The 17,468-nt window shown below is 54.4% G+C and carries 15 protein-coding genes and 1 other annotated feature (1 of these 16 running past the window's edge); of the genes, 2 read left to right on the forward strand and 13 right to left on the reverse strand.

Annotation, left to right across the window (positions count from 1 at the left end; genetic code table 11):
* Positions 1 to 95, reverse strand: a binding site (T-box leader) (it extends 235 nt beyond the left edge of the window).
* Between the two features lie 139 nt (positions 96 to 234).
* Complete coding sequence (locus tag CV944_RS01215) at positions 235 to 423, forward strand: hypothetical protein (protein ID WP_020960766.1); 189 nt, start codon at positions 235 to 237, stop codon at positions 421 to 423.
* On the opposite strand, the gene ysxE is transcribed toward CV944_RS01215, so the two are convergent.
* The 8 genes from ysxE to hemA all read right to left on the reverse strand — a co-directional run bounded on the left by ysxE (position 420) and on the right by hemA (position 8,841).
* Positions 420 to 1,451, reverse strand: coding sequence for a spore coat protein YsxE (ysxE, locus tag CV944_RS01220; protein ID WP_033010610.1), 1,032 nt, complete (start codon positions 1,449 to 1,451; stop codon positions 420 to 422). The genes CV944_RS01215 and ysxE overlap by 4 nt on opposite strands.
* 43 nt (positions 1,452 to 1,494) lie before the next feature.
* The gene (gene spoVID / locus CV944_RS01225; protein WP_100658955.1) at positions 1,495 to 2,532 is read right to left on the reverse strand and encodes a stage VI sporulation protein D; all 1,038 of its coding nucleotides are present in this window, start codon (positions 2,530 to 2,532) and stop codon (positions 1,495 to 1,497) included.
* A 121-nt stretch (positions 2,533 to 2,653) separates the two neighbouring features.
* Positions 2,654 to 3,946 carry a glutamate-1-semialdehyde 2,1-aminomutase gene (hemL, locus tag CV944_RS01230; protein WP_033010614.1) on the reverse strand — a complete coding sequence of 431 codons (1,293 nt, stop codon included), beginning with the start codon at positions 3,944 to 3,946 and terminating at the stop codon, positions 2,654 to 2,656.
* Between the two features lie 17 nt (positions 3,947 to 3,963).
* Complete coding sequence (hemB, locus tag CV944_RS01235; RefSeq protein WP_100663757.1) at positions 3,964 to 4,938, reverse strand: porphobilinogen synthase; 975 nt, start codon at positions 4,936 to 4,938, stop codon at positions 3,964 to 3,966.
* Between the two features lies 1 nt (position 4,939).
* On the reverse strand, positions 4,940 to 5,710 hold the full coding sequence (locus CV944_RS01240) for a uroporphyrinogen-III synthase (RefSeq protein ID WP_033010616.1): 771 nt from the start codon (positions 5,708 to 5,710) through the stop codon (positions 4,940 to 4,942).
* On the reverse strand, positions 5,703 to 6,638 hold the full coding sequence (hemC, locus tag CV944_RS01245; RefSeq protein ID WP_063330743.1) for a hydroxymethylbilane synthase: 936 nt from the start codon (positions 6,636 to 6,638) through the stop codon (positions 5,703 to 5,705). The genes CV944_RS01240 and hemC overlap by 8 nt, the downstream gene beginning before the upstream one ends.
* A gap of 15 nt (positions 6,639 to 6,653) precedes the next feature.
* Positions 6,654 to 7,469, reverse strand: a complete 816-nt coding sequence (gene ccsA / locus CV944_RS01250; protein WP_100658957.1) for a cytochrome c biogenesis protein — start codon at positions 7,467 to 7,469, stop codon at positions 6,654 to 6,656.
* Positions 7,470 to 7,482: 13 nt separating this feature from the next.
* Positions 7,483 to 8,841 carry a glutamyl-tRNA reductase gene (gene hemA, locus CV944_RS01255; RefSeq protein ID WP_033010624.1) on the reverse strand — a complete coding sequence of 453 codons (1,359 nt, stop codon included), beginning with the start codon at positions 8,839 to 8,841 and terminating at the stop codon, positions 7,483 to 7,485.
* Between the two features lie 165 nt (positions 8,842 to 9,006).
* Here hemA and CV944_RS01260 point away from each other — a divergent pair, with 165 nt between their 5' ends.
* Positions 9,007 to 9,492 (forward strand): LiaI-LiaF-like domain-containing protein, encoded by a 486-nt coding sequence (locus CV944_RS01260; RefSeq protein WP_033010625.1) that lies wholly within the window; start codon positions 9,007 to 9,009, stop codon positions 9,490 to 9,492.
* A 226-nt stretch (positions 9,493 to 9,718) separates the two neighbouring features.
* Here the strand turns inward: CV944_RS01260 and yihA are convergent, their stop codons facing one another.
* From yihA to tig, 5 genes are all read right to left on the reverse strand, one after another.
* Entirely contained in the window at positions 9,719 to 10,306 is a 588-nt protein-coding gene (gene yihA, locus CV944_RS01265) for a ribosome biogenesis GTP-binding protein YihA/YsxC (RefSeq protein WP_100658958.1), read from the reverse strand.
* On the reverse strand, positions 10,303 to 12,645 hold the full coding sequence (gene lon / locus CV944_RS01270; protein ID WP_100658959.1) for an endopeptidase La: 2,343 nt from the start codon (positions 12,643 to 12,645) through the stop codon (positions 10,303 to 10,305). Before lon ends, yihA begins: the two co-directional genes overlap by 4 nt.
* A gap of 175 nt (positions 12,646 to 12,820) precedes the next feature.
* Positions 12,821 to 14,494, reverse strand: coding sequence for an ATP-dependent protease LonB (gene lonB, locus CV944_RS01275; RefSeq protein ID WP_100663758.1), 1,674 nt, complete (start codon positions 14,492 to 14,494; stop codon positions 12,821 to 12,823).
* Between the two features lie 145 nt (positions 14,495 to 14,639).
* Positions 14,640 to 15,905, reverse strand: a complete 1,266-nt coding sequence (gene clpX, locus CV944_RS01280; protein WP_047758126.1) for an ATP-dependent protease ATP-binding subunit ClpX — start codon at positions 15,903 to 15,905, stop codon at positions 14,640 to 14,642.
* 229 nt (positions 15,906 to 16,134) lie between these two features.
* Positions 16,135 to 17,421 (reverse strand): trigger factor, encoded by a 1,287-nt coding sequence (gene tig / locus CV944_RS01285; protein ID WP_033010630.1) that lies wholly within the window; start codon positions 17,419 to 17,421, stop codon positions 16,135 to 16,137.
* Positions 17,422 to 17,468: the final 47 nt, after the last annotated feature.

Genomic DNA, 17,468 nt, shown 5'->3' on the forward strand with positions numbered 1-17,468 from the left:
CCTTCCAGCAACCGTCATCCTAGGAAATCTCGCAGCTTCCGATTTCCCTCTCTGCAGGCGCGGACCGCTGTACTCCTCCCCGTCTTCGCTTTTGTCGTCATGATTCGATTATTATACTACCATTGTCCATCATCTTTGCCAAGTTTTTATTTATTTATTCCATTGGCCGGCGGTTGGTGACAAACATTTTGTTGTTTCATATTGTATAGTAAACCCGGGAAGGAGGGAACACCGATGCGGCGATTCAACCCGTATTCATGGCCGCCTTGGCTGAGGCAAGTGCGCGCCGTCTGCGCCCAAGTGATCATCCCGCTCACCATTTTTCAAGCCATTCGCACCATTTTTTTGCCGACGACATTTGACGTCATTTTGCTGGCTGTTTTTGTTTTGCTCGCTGTGGCGCTCCACTTGGAATGGATTTAACCGCTGCCGTCCTCTTCCGCTGGCGTTTCAGAGCCGGCCGTTTCATCCTGCGGCTGCGCAGCATCGCGTTGGACAAGATGCATGACAACGGCCTCCATGTTTTTAAAAGCCATATAGCAGCGCAGCAGGGCAGCAACGTGCTCACGCTCGTTCCGTTCCTTATGTGAAACGGCCTCATAGCGTTCGAGGCAGCGGACAAACCCACACGGTTCGGCCAAATGGCTGTAGAGAAACGCCCGTTCTGCGGCGGACAACGGCAGTTCCGTTTCATACTCAGCAAGCCCATCGAACCATTCCCGTTCAAGCGGTGAAATTGTGCGCACATGGTTGCGAAAAATAGAAACTAAATCGTATACCGGAGAATTCCAATGCGCCCGCTCCCAGCTGATCCAATACGGCGCCACGTAATGAGAAAGGCGCGCCTTTCCGTGCACCCAGACGATTCGCCATTGCTTCGTTTCCTTCACCGCTTCCTCCCAAGCAGCAAGCTGCTCCTCGGCAAACCAATACGCGCGCATCACTTCATGGAAATACGTACAGCATTGCAGCTGAAACGGCGACATGTACCACGCTGTCTCGTACCGTTCGACCCGCTCCTCCCAAACGGCCCGCGCCCGTTGCCATTCGTCTTTTTTTTGTTTTTGGTAGGCGTCGATCTCCTCTTCGCTCGCTTGCACGGTGCGGACCGTCATGCGGTGAAGGCGGGCGAGTTCGCGAAAAAAAGGGCGAACAGCGGTCTCTCTCGACCCCGCTTCATCTTCACGCCATGCTTGCAAGTAATAAAGGCGCCCTCCCTCCGCTGCAAACAACGACCGCTGCCTCGTCCCATAAAGCGGGGGGCAGTGGCGGCCATAATAATGGAGCGACTGCCAAATGGCGGCTGCCTCTTGTTCGCTCTCAAGCGGCTTTAAAGCAAACAGCCCGCTGTCGGTGTATACTTTAGCCGCTTTGCCCCACTGCTCGATATGCCGCGGCCGAAGCCCATATTGCCTGAGCACAGCGCGGTACGTTTCAGACCGTATGGCCATCGTTACGCCCCCTCACCGGCAAAAGAAACGGAAAGCGTTCCTTTCAGGCGAAAGGACGGCTTCCCGCCATGGCCGGAATATATAACAGCTGCCCTTCGTGCACATCATCCGGGCTTTCCAAATCGTTGGCGCGCAAAAGTTGGGAAACGGTGACATCATATCGTTCGGCAATCTTGTCCAACGAGTCCCCTTGCTGGACGATGCAAATTTTGACTTGTGTAAACTCTTCCGCCTCGCTTTTCGCAAACAGCTTTGTTAAATACAGGGCGTTTTCGCTTTTCGTTTCCGTTGCTTGCTCTTCCTTGTCTTCCTCGGCGGTTTTTTTCGCGGCGCCGATCGACACTTTCGCCTCGGTCGGCGGCAGCAAAGTCGCCATGTCTTCTTCCGCTTCCGCACTCACCGCTTTCGTTTCCGTCTCGATTGGCAAAAACGGCTCTTTTACACCCGCCTCTTCATCAGGCGGCGTTTCTTCATGACGCACAGCCGTCGGTTCAAAGGCGGAAGCCGGCAGTTCCTCGCCTGCAGCGGCGGGACGATCCTCGGGTATGAACGCTTCGTCGCCGGCTGCCTCCTTGCGGGCGATCGACTCAAACGGGGCCAAAAGCAGCTCTTCCTCTTCGTCATCAGCAGGCAAGTCATCGACAAGCGGCGCTTCGCTAATGCCGCTGATCGAAATGTCGGCGGTCACAAGCAGCCTGCCGTTGTCGCCAAGATCATAGTCAAACGATTCCACTGTGACATATACATCGTCAAGGTCGCGAATGCGGTTTCGCGGAATGGTAATATCGATCGGAAACCGGTGCGACAGCTCGCTAATGCCATCCTCGCGCACGGAAATATGCTGGATGTAGCGGTAGCTGGCAAATTCGAACGCATCACTGTCTGCTTCCGTGGCCTCTCCCCCGTCCCCCGGACGAAACTCTCCGTTTAATTCCAGCGCCCCGCGAATCGTAATATATTGATCGTACTCGTCGACAGAGATCACAGGATCAAGAGAAATCGACAAAAATTCGGCGACTTCCTGTCCGTTTTTAAACCAGACCGATTCTTCCAATGAAAACCGCAAATACGATTGCTCCAACCGGGCCTCCTCCTTCCGTCCCTTCGCCTAATGGATTCTATGACATTATCCATTGTATGAGTGAAAAAGAGACGGTATGATAAAAAAATCAGGCTGCCGTCGATCAGCAGCCTGATTTGGTTCACTCCTTGCGCAGACGGGCAAACACCCGCTCCGCTGCGGCAATCGTGTACTCGATATCCTCATCGCTGTGCGCCGTCGACAAAAACAGCCCTTCAAATTGCGACGGGGGCAAGAAAATGCCTTCATTCGCCATTTCCCGGTAATAAGCGGCAAACAGCTCCAAGTCGGACGTTTTCGCCGTTTCGTAATTGACCACCGGTTCGTTCGTGAAGAACAAGCCGATCATCGACCCGGCACGGTTGATCGTATGCGGAATGTCATATTTTTCGGCGGCCTGGCGCAACCCTTCTTCAAGGCGCGCCGCTTTGCGCTTGAACTCTTCATACGTTTCCGGCGTCAACTGGCGAAGCGTCTCGTAACCGGCGATCATGGCAAGCGGGTTGCCGGACAGCGTGCCTGCTTGGTACACCGGCCCGCTCGGTGCGACGAGCTCCATAATTTCTGCTTTTCCCCCATAAGCTCCAACCGGCAGGCCGCCGCCGATCACTTTGCCGAGACACGTCAAATCCGGCTCAACGCCATAATACCCTTGGGCGCAATGGTAGTCCACGCGGAAGCCGGTCATGACCTCGTCAAAAATGAGCAGGGCGCCATACTGTTTCGTCACGTCCCGCAGCCCTTCCAAAAAACCAGGCACCGGCGGCACGACACCCATGTTGCCGGCGACCGGTTCGACGATCACCGCGGCGATGTCTTCGCCAAACCGCTCAAACGCGTAGCGAACGCTGTCTAAATCGTTATACGGAACGGTGATCGTGTGCTGGGCGACCGACTCCGGCACGCCCGGGCTGTCCGGCAGGCCGAGCGTCGCCACGCCGGAGCCGGCTTTAATGAGCAGCGAATCGCCATGGCCATGGTAGCTGCCTTCGAATTTGATAATTTTGTTGCGCTTCGTGTAGCCGCGCGCGAGACGAAGCGCGCTCATCGTCGCCTCCGTTCCGGAGTTGACCATGCGCACGATTTCAACCGACGGCACCCGCTCGATGACGAGTTTGGCCAACTCATTTTCGAGCAGCGTCGGGGCGCCAAAGCTCGTCCCTTGTTCCGCCACGCGCTTTAACGCTTCCACAACGTGCGGATGGGCATGCCCTAAAATGAGCGGCCCCCACGACAACACATAGTCGATATATTCGTTGCCGTCAATATCATAAATTTTCGAACCTTGGCCGCGCGCCATAAAGATCGGCGTCATGCCGACCGACTTGAAGGCGCGCACCGGGCTGTTCACCCCGCCCGGCATCAGCTTGAGCGCCTCGCTGTAGGCGCCTTTTGACCGTTCATAGCTTCGCACCGTTCCGCCTCCTCTCTTTATTCTGCCAGCCAACGGGCGACGTCTTTCGCAAAATACGTGATGATCAAATCGGCGCCGGCCCGCTTCATGCCGGTCAGCATTTCCATGACGACCGCTTTTTCATCAATCCAGCCGTTTTGCGCCGCCGCCTTGACCATCGCATACTCGCCGCTGACGTTATAAGCGGCAAGCGGCAGCGGAAAGCGGTTTTTGATGTCGCGGATGATGTCCATGTAGGCAAGCGCCGGCTTGACCATCAAGAAATCGGCGCCTTCTTTCACATCCGACTCCGCTTCGCGAAACGCCTCAAGGCGGTTGGCCGGATCCATTTGATACGTTTTCCGGTCGCCAAACTGCGGCGCGCTGTTGGCCGCATCGCGGAACGGGCCGTAAAACGCCGAAGCGTATTTAATGGCGTACGACATGATCGGTACATACTCGAATCCGGCTTCATCCAATCCTTGACGGATGGCAGCGACAAAGCCGTCCATCATGTTCGACGGCGCAATGATGTCAGCGCCCGCTTGCGCCTGGCTGACCGCTGTTTTGACGAGCAGCTCAAGCGACAGGTCGTTCAGCACTTGTTCGTTCTCGACGACGCCGCAATGGCCGTGGCTTGTGTATTCGCATAAACATGTGTCGGCGATGACGACGATCTCCGGATGCTTCGCTTTGATTTCGCGGATCGCTCGTTGGACGATCCCGGTTTCGCAATACGCCTGTGAGCCGGCTTCATCTTTGTCATCCGGCACGCCAAACAACATGATGGCCGGAATGCCAAGCCCGGCGATTTCATCCATTTCTTCCGCCAGGCGGTCGAGCGACAAATGGTGCACCCCTGGCATCGACGGCACTTCGCGGCGAATACCGCTTCCTTCCACGACAAACAGCGGATAAATGAGATCATCGACGCGAAGATGCGTCTCGCGCACCATCGCCCGCAAGGCGGCCGTTTGCCGCAGGCGGCGGTGACGGTCAAATGTCAACGGCATTTTATCGTCCCTCCACTGAAAAATATTGTTCCATCGCTTTTATCATACCATCAGTTGTATAATCGGTTGGACAAATATGTACGGTGATCCCTTCCTGCACAGCTGCTCTTTTCGTCACCGGCCCGATGCAGGCAATGGTGACGCCTTCAAGAAGAGTCGGCGCGTTGCTGCCGAGAAGACGGACAAGACTATGGACGGCCGAAGGGCTCATCAACGTGATCACATCGATTTTCCGCTCGCATAGCAGCGCCAACAGCCGCTCACGTCCGCTTGCATCAGGCACCGTGCGGTACACCGTCAGCTCATCGACCAACGCCCCCGCTTCCCTTAGCGCTTCAGGCAACGTCGGGCGGGCCAAATCCCCTTTGACAAACAACACCCGGTCTCCATGGCGGAGGCGGGGCGCAAGGGCGGCTGCCAGCTGTTCGGCAGTGAAATCGTCCGGCATGAGCGCAGGCGAAAAGCCGAACTCAGCAAGCGCCGCCGCCGTCTTCCGACCGACAACAGCGATGTCCGGCACGGGCGCCGGCGAAGCGATATGCGGGCAAAAGAAGCGAACCGCATTGGCACTTGTAAAAATAAGCCAACGGTAACAATCGAGCCGTTCGGCTGCAGCGGCGATGTCTTCCGGCGCGGCGGCCGGCCTGATGGCAATGAACGGAATCTCCACCGGCACAGCGCCGGCAGCGCGCAGCTTGGCGGAAAACGGCGCTGCCTGCTCCTGCCCGCGGGTCACGAGCACGGTTTTGCCGGCAAGCGGGCTCTCAGGCATTATGGTCCAACCCCTTTTTCACTCGCTCGATGAGCGCCTTCGCCCCTTGCTCGCTCAACATGGCGGCCGCCTGCCGGCCGACCGCCTCCGGATCAACGCCGGCCACGATTTCTTTGTACATTTCGTTGCCATCCGGCGAGGCAACAAGCGCGGTGAGACGCACCGTTTCCCCTTGCACTTCCGCATAGCCGGCAATCGGCACTTGGCAGCCGCCTTCCATTTGCTGCAAAAAGGCGCGCTCCGCCCGCACCGCCCGTTCGGTTCGCTCATCGTTCAGGCGGTGTAACCATTCGCGCAGCTCCTCATCGTCTTCACGGCATTCCACAGCGAGCGCCCCTTGGCCGACCGCCGGGACGCAAATGTCCGGCGACAAGTAGTCGCTGATCACCTCATCGCTCCAGCCCATGCGCGCCAGGCCGGCGGCCGCCAGCACGATCGCGTCGTAATCTTCGTTCTCCAGCTTCGCCAGCCTCGTATCAATATTGCCGCGAATCCACTTGACCGTCAAATCCGGACGATAGGCAAGCAGCTGCGCCGAACGGCGCAGACTGCTCGTGCCGACGACCGCTCCCGGGGGCAAGTCAGACAGCGTCCGCTTTCCCTTGCTCACGAGCACGTCGCGCGCATCTTCGCGGCGCGGCACCGAGCCGATCACCAATCCGTCCGGCAGCACCGCCGGCATGTCTTTCATGCTGTGAACCGCCATATCGATGCCGCCGGTGAGCAGTTCATGCTCGATCTCTTTCACAAACAGCCCTTTTCCGCCCACTTTGGAAAGCGTGATATCAAGGACGCGGTCCCCTTTTGTGACGATTTCTTTCACCTCAAACGTAAACGGCGCCCCGAGACGCTTCAATTCGGCGATGACCCAGTTTGTCTGGGTCAAGGCGAGCTTGCTGCGCCGCGAGCCAACGACAATGTTCCGCATTTCGTTCCTCCCCAGTTACGCATACCAAAAATGAAATTTTGACAAACTGCCAAACAAGAAAAAGTTGACAAGCAAAAATAAAAACGAGCCGATGTTCCATAACGCGATCGCCTTTCCTTGCATCTGCCGGACGACCCGTTTGTAAAAGTAGATGCCATAAACAAGAAGAACGACAAACGATCCGAGCACTTTCGCGTCATACCAATGGAAGTGGTCAATTTGGATGTACGCCCAGATGACGCCGAGAATCAGCCCTAGTAACAACATAGGCAAACCGAGCAAATTTAAAACATACGACAAAAAATCGAGCTTCGCCAAATCGGCCATCCGCCATAGGCGCGCCCCCCATTTTTTTCTTTTCAGCAAACTGTATTGCAACATGTACAGCACCGAAAAAATAAAGGACAACGAAAACGCGGCGTATGCTCCGAGCGCGAGCGTAATATGGATGATCAAGAGCTCCGAGACGAGCCGTTCGGCGATGGCCGGCGACTGCGACGACGGCACGAACGTGTGAATGGCCAAAATAAAAAAGGCAAGAACATTCGTGAAAAAAACGATAAAATCAACGCGCAGCAGCCGATTGATCACGAGCGACAGCGTGATGAGCAGCCAAGCGTAAAAATAAAGCCCTTCCGACATCGTCAAAATCGGAAAGCGCTTCGTTTCGATGATACGAAAGGCGAACACCAGCGTTTGCAGCAGCCAGACAACAGAAAGCAACCAGAAGGCGGTTTCGTTCGCCTTCCGGTTTTGCTGCAAAAAGTCAATGAAGTATAGCAGGATGGACGCAATGTAAAGCAAAATCGACAGTTCGTACAACGGCGCCACAACCAATCCCACCTTACAGCTGCCACGATGGGCGGGCCGCTTCCGCTTGCTGCCGGTCGTTCCGCACGGTTTCTTCCCGTTTCATCCCTTGCTGCTGCGCTTTCACCGCATCTTCGATATTAAAAATTTTCATAAACAGCTCGAGTGCTTCCCCGGCATTCGGGCCGGCGGCAAGCTCTTTCGCCTGCAAAATCGGGTCGCGGAGCAGCTGGTTAATGATGCTTTTCGTATGCTTGTTCAACACTTTCCGGTCGCGCTCCGACAAGTGCGGCAATTTCCGCTCCAAACTTTTCATCGTTTCCGCCTGAATGGCGAGCGCTTTTTCACGCAGCGCCGCAATAACCGGCACGACTCCGAGCGTCTGCAGCCATTGGCTGAACGCAACGAGTTCGGCCTCCATCATCGTTTCAATGCGGGCCGCTGCCTTTTGCCGCTCGGCCAAATTGGCGGCCACCACATCTTGCAAATCGTCAATATCGTACAAAAAGACCGTCTCCAACTCGGCCAACGCCGGATCCAAATCGCGCGGCACCGCAATATCAACCATAAAAAGCGGACGGCCTTTGCGCATTTTCTCAAGCGGCGCCACCATTTCCTTCGTCAATATATAGCCTTTTGATCCAGTCGAGCTGATGACGATATCAGCTTCCAGAAGCGCACACGACAGCTCACTGAGCGGCTTTGCTTCGCCGGCGAACTGCTTGGCGAGCTGCTTCGCTTTTTCGAGCGTCCGGTTGACGACTGTGACTTTGCCAACGCCGCTGCCATACAAGTTTTGCGCCGCCAACGCACCCATTTTGCCGGCGCCGATGATCAACACATGCTTATCCGCCAGACGACCGAAAATTTTCTTTGCCAGCTCAACGGCTGCATAGCTGACCGATACCGCATGCGCCCCGATGCCTGTTTCTGAATGGGCGCGCTTGGCGAACGTCACCGCCTGTTTAAACAGATGGTTGAAAATCGTGCCAGTCGTCCCAATCTCTTGGGCGAGCAAATAGCTGTCTTTCACTTGTCCTAAAATTTGCGTTTCCCCGAGCACCATCGAATCTAAGCCGGCGGCGACGCGGAACAAATGGCCAACGGCCGCCTCCCCTTCAAAGACAAGCAAATACGGAGCGATCGCTTCCGCCTCAAGGCCAAACCATTCAGCCAAAAACGCTTTAATATAGTAACGGCCGGTATGCGGTTGATCGACGACCGCGTAAATTTCCGTCCGGTTGCATGTCGACACGATGACGTTTTCGAGCACACTTTTTTGCTTGGCGAGCCGTCGCATCGCCTCTCCAAGCTCTGCCTCGCCAAACGCCAGCTTTTCACGAATTTCTACAGGGGCGGTTTTGTAATTCACGCCGACAACGATGACTTGCACAATGCCATCCCCCCTTTTAGCCAAATCCCTTCTACTATTATATCATGGCTGTCAGTCATTCCAGTTTGAAAAAATTGTGAACATCCGTCGAAAGCTATGATAAACTGTATACAGTGACCATTCTACCATAAACATGTCTATATGGGAAACGGGGGACATATGACTATGAAACAAAAAGCCGCTTTCTCCGGCATTCTGTTCATCGGCCTTGGGCTGTATTTCCTCGCCGGGCAGCTGTCAATCCCGTTTTTGCGCCTTTTTCAAGGCTGGCCGGCTTTGCTTGCCATTTGCGGCGCCGCCCTGCTCGGCCAAGCGTATTCCGCGCGCGAATACCAGTATGTCTTCCCTGGCTTCCTTTTGCTCGGCTTCGGCGTCGAACTGCTGCTCGTTGAGGCGTTTCCGTCCTGGCCGCACGGGATGAACGTGTTTTTTTTCATTACGGCGCTTGCCTTTTTGGCCAGCAGCCGCAAGCAAAAAGGCGGGGCCGGCTTTGGCGTCTTTTTTTTCTTTCTCGCCGTTGTACTGACGTTTTCCGGCCGCGGCCAGCCGCTCTTTCAACTGTTGCAGACCGGGCTTTCTTCAGTCTGGACATTTTGGCCGCTCGGGCTGATCGCCGTTGGAGTGTATGTGCTATGGGCCAAACGGAAGTAAGCAGGCGAAAAAGCGGTTTCCGCCAACAGAACGGCCAGCCCGCGGGCGGAAAAGGCTGGTGAAGAACAATAGACTCGCTGAATTTGTCAACATCGCACGAAAATGACGCTATAGCGCCGCCAAGCGGTTCAACCCGAAAAAACCGTTTGGGGAGACCGTGTCTCCCCTCCGTCATCAGCCTTCTAAAAAGGCGTCCCGCTCCAAAAAACGGGACGCCTTTTTTCCATCATCCAGCTAAAAACGGCATGATCGCTGCCCATGCTTCCTCTTTTCCTTGTCCGGTCTCGGCGGAGAACAAAATGAGCGGGTCGCCGTCTGCTATGTTCAGCGTTTCACGCGCGATTTTCGCATGCTTTGCCTGCTTGCCGCGCGGCACTTTGTCCGCTTTCGTGGCGATGACGACGACCGGAATGTCATAATGCTTCAAAAACTCGTACATCATCACATCGTCTTTTGTCGGCGGGTGGCGCAAGTCAACGAGCAAGAGCGTCGCCTGGAGCGTCTGGCGCGTCGTAAAATATGTTTCCATCATCTTCCCCCATTTTTGCCGCTCCTGCTTTGAAACGCGGGCAAAGCCGTAGCCGGGCACGTCGACGAAGTAAAACGAATCGTTAATCAAATAAAAGTTCAACGTCTGCGTTTTGCCCGGCTTCGATGAGGTGCGTGCCAAGTTTTTCCGGTTGATCATTTTGTTGATAAATGACGATTTGCCGACGTTTGAGCGGCCGGCGAGCGCCACTTCCGGCCGCCCGCCGTCCGGATATTGCTCCGGCTTGACAGCGCTGATGACGAGCTCCGCTTTTGTTACGTTCATCGCTTCCACCCCACGAGCGCATGCGGCAGCACCTCATCGAGATGGGAGACGAGCACAAAGCGCAAGTCGCGCTTCACCGTTTCCGGAATGTCCGCTAAATCTTTTTCATTGTCTTTTGGCAAAATGACCGTTTTCAGCCCGGCGCGGTGGGCGCTTAACGTTTTCTCTTTCAAGCCTCCGATCGGAAGCACGCGGCCGCGCAGCGTAATTTCGCCGGTCATGCCAACAAAGCGGCTCACCGGCTTGCCCGTCAGCGCGGAAATGAGTGCGGTGGCGATCGTAATGCCTGCAGACGGCCCGTCTTTTGGCACCGCACCCTCCGGGACATGGATATGGATATCGTACATTTCATGGAATTTCGGATCGATGCCGAGTTCCTCAGCGCGCGATCGAACATAACTGAACGCCGCCTGCGCCGATTCTTTCATCACATCGCCGAGTTTTCCGGTCAACACAAGTTTGCCGTTACCTTTCGCGAGCGACACCTCAATGGCGAGCGTATCGCCGCCAAACGCGGTGTACGCAAGACCGGTCGCCACGCCGATCTGGTCCTCCGCTTCCGCCTGTCCATAGCGGTATTTTCGTTTTCCTAAAAATTCTTCGAGATTGTTTTCTGTGATGACGACCCGTTTTTTCTCACCGGAGACAATGAGGCGGGCCGCCTTCCGGCAAATCGCCGCCAACTGTCGCTCCAGCTCCCGCACTCCAGCTTCGCGCGTATAATGGCGGATGATGGCAAGCATCGCATCATCGCGCACTTGCAGCGCCGCTTTTTTCAAGCCGTGCTCATCGAGCTGCTTCGGCAGCAAATGCCGCTTCGCAATATGGAGCTTTTCAACTTCGGTATAGCCCGGAATCTCGATCACTTCCATCCGATCCAACAGCGGCTGCGGAATCGCCGCCAAATAGTTGGCAGTCGCAATAAACATTACCTTCGACAAATCGTACGGCTCTTCAATATAATGGTCGCTGAACGCATGGTTTTGTTCGGGATCGAGCACCTCGAGCATAGCGGCCGACGGATCGCCGCGAAAATCGCTTGACATTTTATCGATTTCATCGAGCAAAAAAACCGGGTTGATCGTGCCCGCCTTTCTCATTCCTTGAATGATGCGGCCCGGCATCGCCCCCACGTATGTGCGGCGATGGCCGCGAATTTCCGATTCGTCGCGCACGCCGCCGAGCGACATGCGGACAAAGCGACGGCCGAGCGCTTTGGCGATCGAGCGGGCAAGCGACGTTTTGCCGACCCCCGGCGGTCCGGCAAGGCAAAGAATCGGACCTTTTAACGATTTCGTCAGCTGTTGCACCGACAAAAACTCGAGCACCCGCTCTTTCACCTTATCGAGTCCGTAATGTTCCTCATTTAAAATGGCTTCCGCCCGCTTAATATCGTGAATGTCTTCTGTCTCCTTCGACCACGGCAAGGCGAGAAGCCAATCCAAGTAGTTGCGGATGACCGCGCTTTCCGCTGAGGTCGCCGGAATTTTTTCATACCGGTCAAGCTCTTTGAGAGCCGTTTCTTTCACATGTTCAGGCATGCCGGCCGCCTCAATTTTTTCTTTCAACTCTTCCACTTCGCCCGTTTTTCCTTCTTTTTCGCCGAGCTCTTTTTGGATGGCTTTCATTTGTTCGCGCAAATAATATTCTTTTTGCGTCCGCTCCATCGATTGCTTGACGCGGGCGCTGATCTTTTTCTCGAGCTGAAGCACTTCTTTTTCGTTGTGCAAAATTTGAATGATTTTATTGAGGCGCTCTTTCACGTCGATCGTTTCCAAAATGCGCTGCTTTTCCTCGAGTTTGAGCGGCAAATGCGAGGCGATGATGTCGGCCATGCGCCCCGGCTCGTCAATGTCGACGATCGACGCGTAAATATCGGCCGACAGCCGTTTCGACAAGTTTATGTACTGCTCAAAGTATTCGAGCATCGTCCGCTTGAGCGCCTCATCTTCCAAGTCTTTCACCGACCGGTCGGCAAACTTCTCAAACTTGACCGAAAAATACGGCTCCTCGCTGACGACTTCAGTGATAAGCGCCCGCGCGATGCCTTCCACAAGCACGCGGAACGTGCCGTTCGGCAATTTGAGCAGCTGCTTGACGCGCGCGATCGTCCCCATTTTATACAAGTCGTCCATGTCTGGATCGTCGACGGCGACATCTTTTTGCGACGTCAGCAAAATCATATGATCCTCCACCATCGCCTGTTCGAGCGCTTTGACCGATTTCTCGCGCCCGACGTCCAAATGGAGCACCATCGTCGGAAACACGAGCAGCCCCCGCAGCGGCAAAAGCGGAACGACCGTCTCCTTTTTCTTTCCGTTCACGCCGAACACCTCCATCTCTCGCTTCTATTCGTTTATTGTATAGTACGGTAGCGGGGTTTGTAAAATTTGACGTTTGCAGGCAAACAAAAACCGACTTCGGCGGCGATTCGCCGGCGCCGAAGCCGTACATGGACCACCTAAAAAACAGCCGCTTTCTATTCGCCATCAACCCTCCGTTGGCGCGTTGCCTTTATACAAGCTTTTTCCCTGGACGGTCGGCCGCCGCCGGCAAAAAGGCAGGCCCGCGGCGAAGCGCCTCCTCGCCGAACACGTGCATCAGCGCTTCTTCAAGACGGCGGACAGCAATAATTTGAATGCCGCTCACTTCCCGCAGCAGCGACTGCATGTTCTCAAGCGGAATTATCACCTTTTTCGCCCCCGCTTGTTTTGCCGCTTTGATTTTGGCAAATACACCGCCGACCGGTTTGACATAACCGCGGATGCTGATTTCCCCCGTCATCGCGATCGTATGATCAACCGGCAGCTGGTAAATGGCTGAATAAATGCCAACGGCGATCGCCACCCCGGCTGACGGCCCGTCGACCGGCGCGCCGCCCGGGAAGTTGACATGAATGTCGTAACGGTCGGCCGGCACCCCCATCGCCCGCAGCACGGTGATGACGTTTTCTGCTGAACCGCGCGCCATGCTTTTGCGGCGCACCGATTTTTCGGCGCTGCCGATGCTCTCTTCCTCAATAATGCCCGTGACGTTGATCGTCCCTTTTCCTTTCGCCGGCAAGACTGTCACTTCAATTTCAAGAAGCGCGCCGGTGTTCGGGCCGTACACGGCAAGGCCATTGACGACGCCGACCGCCGGGGTGGACGCAATTTTCTTTTCATAGCGCGGAGCCATTTGGCTTGAATGAATGACCCATTCAATGTCTTTATCCAAAATTTTGTCACGGTTTTCCGTAATGGCAAGACCGGCGGCGATTTGCATCATGTTCACCGCCTCCCGCCCATTGCGCGCATAGGCGGCAAGCAGGCGAATTCCGCTTTCTGACACGTTCAGGCGGATTTTTTCCGCCGCCTTTTTGGCGATTAAGGCGATCTCGTCTTGATCGAGTTCACGGAAAAACACTTCCAAACAACGGGAGCGGATAGCCGGGGGAATTTCGTTCGGCGTGCGCGTCGTCGCCCCGACAAGACGGAAATCGGCTGGCAGCCCGTTTTGAAAAATATCGTGAATATGGCTTGGGATTTGCGGGTTTTCTTTGCTGTAATAGGCGCTTTCAAAAAACACTTTCCGATCCTCGAGCACTTTTAGCAGCTTGTTCATTTGGATCGGGTGAAGTTCGCCAATTTCATCAATAAACAAAACGCCGCCATGGGCGTTCGTCACCGCCCCTTGCTTCGGCTGGGGAATGCCCGCTTGGCCCATCGCCCCGGCCCCTTGGTAAATCGGATCGTGCACCGAACCGATGAGCGGATCGGCAATGCCGCGCTCGTCAAAACGCGCCGTCGTCGCATCGAGCTCGACGAACACCGCATTTTTTTTGAACGGAGAAAGCGGGTTTTTTTTCGCTTCTTCCAACACGAGCCGGGCGGCTGCCGTTTTGCCGACGCCAGGCGGGCCGTAAATGATGACATGCTGCGGATTCGGCCCACATAGCGCGGCTTTCAGCGCCTTAATGCCGTCTTCCTGGCCGACGATATCGTCAAAACTTTTCGGCCTCACCTTTTCAGCAAGCGGTTCGGTAAGGGAAATGGACCGCAGTTTACGGAGCTGCTCCATCTCTTTGCGCGACTCTTTATCGATCGATACCTTTTGTACGCGCTGTCCTTTTAACAAGTTCCAAAAGTAAAGGCCGATAATGACGCCGAAAAACAGCTGAATGACAAGCACGATGTTTGTCCAGTCCATGCCCCGACATCCTCCTGACTTCGATTTAGTATGTAGTATGATAGTATCCCCGCGAACTGTCGGGAATAAACAAAAAAGCGCCGGCCGGCGCCCGGGGCATGGCGCCGGCCAAAAAAAGAAACCGCCGTTTATGGCGGTTTCTTGATTAAGCGGATGTTTTCCGTTCATGCTCAATGACCGTGCCGTCGTGGCGGACGAGTTTCGGCGGTTTTGTGCCGCGCACGGTATCGAGCGTAATGATGCATTTTTGCACATCTTCGCGCGATGGAAGCTCAAACATGACATCGAGCATAATTCCTTCGATGATCGAACGGAGGCCGCGCGCACCCGTTTTCCGTTCGATCGCTCTTTTCGCGATTTCCCGGAGCGCCGCTTCTTCAAACTCGAGTTCAACGCCGTCAAGCTCCAGCATTTTTTGGTATTGTTTCACGATCGCGTTTTTCGGCTTCGTCAAAATATCGATCAACGCCTGTTCGTCAAGCGGCTCAAGCGTCGTAATGACCGGCAGACGGCCGATGAACTCCGGAATAAGCCCGAACTTGAGCAAGTCTTCCGGCAGCACTTTCGACAGCAAGTTTTTCTCATCAACATCGGCTTGGTTCATTTCCGCACCGAATCCGATCACTTTTTTGCCGAGGCGGCGCTTAATGATCGGCTCGATGCCATCAAACGCCCCGCCGCAAATGAACAAAATGTTCGTTGTGTCGATTTGGATGAACTCCTGATGCGGATGTTTGCGGCCGCCCTGCGGTGGAACGCTGGCGATCGTTCCCTCCAAAATTTTGAGCAGCGCCTGTTGCACCCCTTCACCGGAAACATCGCGGGTGATGGAAGGGTTTTCCGATTTGCGGGCGATTTTATCGATTTCATCGATATAAATAATGCCTTTTTCTGCCCGTTCCACATCATAATCGGCCGCTTGGATGAGCTTCAGCAAAATGTTTTCGACGTCCTCGCCGACATAGCCTGCCTCCGTGAGCGATGTCGCATCGGCGATGGCAAACGGCACGTTTAAAATGCGCGCCAATGTTTGCGCCAACAGCGTTTTCCCGCTCCCGGTCGGCCCGATCATCAAAATGTTGCTTTTCGACAGCTCGACATCATCGATTTTGCTGCCGGAATTGATCCGTTTATAATGGTTGTAAACCGCAACGGCGAGCGATTTTTTCGCCTCATCTTGGCCGATGACGTATTCATCTAAAATTTCCCTGATCTCCATCGGCTTCGGCACGTCTTTAAATTCAAATTCTTCCTCGTTTCCAAGCTCTTCCTCGACGATCTCCGTGCACAATTCAATGCATTCATCACAAATGTAAACGCCCGGGCCGGCGACGAGCTTGCGCACTTGGTCTTGCGTTTTGCCGCAAAACGAACACTTTAGCTGCCCTTTTTCATCATTAAATTTAAACATGTCATTCACCCCTTGCTAACAAAATCGCACCTGCGTTATGTATCATGTCTCGCCATCCCATGTTGCAAAAAACTTATGTATTCGCTATTTTACCATACATGCGTCAAAAAAAGCGAATGAAAAACCTGTAATGTGTTAGAAAAGTTTGAAAAATTACCTCCAGGCGCCAATGACTGAGATAAAGAACAAGGCACGAACGTCTCGCGCCTTGTTCCTTCTACCTTTATTATTATGCCGCAACCGTGCTGTGCTCCACAAGAAAATCGATCGTTTTCCGCCATTTTAAATCTTCTTTGACGCCATCCAAGCTGCCGAGCAGCTCTTTTAACTTGTCCACGCTCAAGTTGTAGGCTTCCGCCATTTTTTGGAGTTCTTCCTCCACCTCTTCATCGGTTACCTCGATGTTTTCTGCTTTGGCGATCGCTTCGAGCGTCAAGGCCGCACGCACCCGTTTTTCGGCGTCTTCTTTCATTTGCTCACGCAGCGCCGCTTCATCCTGACCTGAGAATTGATAGTACAGCTGCAAGTTCAGCCCTTGCATTTGCAGTCGTTGATCAAATTCGCGAAGCATCCGGTCCGTCTCGTTTTGCACCATGACAGCCGGAATATCGATTTCCGCATTGGCTGCCGCTTTTTCGACGACCGCATTGCGCAACGCCGTTTCCGCTTCATTCTTTTTCGCTTCTTCCAGACGGGCGCGGATTTTCGCTTTCAGTTCGTCAAGCGTTTCAACTTCTTCATCGACGTCTTTCGCAAACTCGTCGTCCAAAGCCGGCAATTGCTTCGCTTTCACTTCATGCACTTTCACTTTGAACGTCGCCGGTTTGCCAGCCAGCTGCTCAGCGTGGTATTCTTCCGGGAACGTCACTTGAATTTCTTTTTCTTCGCCGGCTTTCATACCGACAAGCTGTTCTTCAAACCCCGGGATAAAGGTGCCTGAACCGATTTCGAGCGAATAGTTTTCCGCCTTGCCACCTTCAAACGGTTCACCGTCGACAAATCCCTCGAAATCGATGACGGCCGTATCGCCGTTTTCCACCGTTCCGTCTTCTTTCACGACGAGTTCGGCGTAATTTTCTTGCAGGCGTTTCAGCTCGTTTTCGACGTCTTCATCCGTTACCGTCGCATCCATTTTTTCCACTTCAAGCCCTTTGTATTGGCCGAGCTTCACTTCCGGTTTTACCGTCACTTTCGCTTTAAAAATCAGGCTTTTCCCTTTTTCCATTTGTTCAATGTCGATTTCCGGCATCGATACCGGCTCAATGCCTGCTTCTTCGACCGCTTTCGCATACGCTTCCGGCAGCAAAATATCGAGCGCGTCTTGATAGAGCGCCTCAACGCCAAACCGTTTTTCAAACAGGACGCGCGGCACTTTCCCTTTGCGGAAGCCCGGCAGCGCAATATTTTTCACCACTTTTTTAAATGCGGCATCCAAGCCTTTGTTCACTTGCTCGGCGTCGACTTCAACCGTCAATACGCCCTCATTTCCTTCGAGCTTTTCCCATTTGACTGACATACTGTTCCCTCCAACTAAAATCATTGCGCGGATCCATCATGCCATCC

Source organism: Geobacillus sp. WSUCF-018B (assembly GCF_002809985.1).
In the GTDB taxonomy this organism is placed as follows: Bacteria; Bacillota; Bacilli; order Bacillales; family Anoxybacillaceae; genus Geobacillus; species Geobacillus thermophilus.

Coding starts and splice junctions, on each gene's coding strand:
- CV944_RS01215 (WP_020960766.1), top strand. CDS start 235: ATGCGGCGATTCAACCCGTATTCATGGCCGCCTTGGCTGAGGCAAGTG.
- ysxE (WP_033010610.1), bottom strand. CDS start 1,451: ATGGCCATACGGTCTGAAACGTACCGCGCTGTGCTCAGGCAATATGGG.
- hemB (WP_100663757.1), bottom strand. CDS start 4,938: ATGCCGTTGACATTTGACCGTCACCGCCGCCTGCGGCAAACGGCCGCC.
- CV944_RS01240 (WP_033010616.1), bottom strand. CDS start 5,710: ATGCCTGAGAGCCCGCTTGCCGGCAAAACCGTGCTCGTGACCCGCGGG.
- hemC (WP_063330743.1), bottom strand. CDS start 6,638: ATGCGGAACATTGTCGTTGGCTCGCGGCGCAGCAAGCTCGCCTTGACC.
- CV944_RS01260 (WP_033010625.1), top strand. CDS start 9,007: ATGAAACAAAAAGCCGCTTTCTCCGGCATTCTGTTCATCGGCCTTGGG.
- yihA (WP_100658958.1), bottom strand. CDS start 10,306: ATGAACGTAACAAAAGCGGAGCTCGTCATCAGCGCTGTCAAGCCGGAG.
- lon (WP_100658959.1), bottom strand. CDS start 12,645: ATGGAGGTGTTCGGCGTGAACGGAAAGAAAAAGGAGACGGTCGTTCCG.
- lonB (WP_100663758.1), bottom strand. CDS start 14,494: ATGGACTGGACAAACATCGTGCTTGTCATTCAGCTGTTTTTCGGCGTC.
- clpX (WP_047758126.1), bottom strand. CDS start 15,905: ATGTTTAAATTTAATGATGAAAAAGGGCAGCTAAAGTGTTCGTTTTGC.
- tig (WP_033010630.1), bottom strand. CDS start 17,421: ATGTCAGTCAAATGGGAAAAGCTCGAAGGAAATGAGGGCGTATTGACG.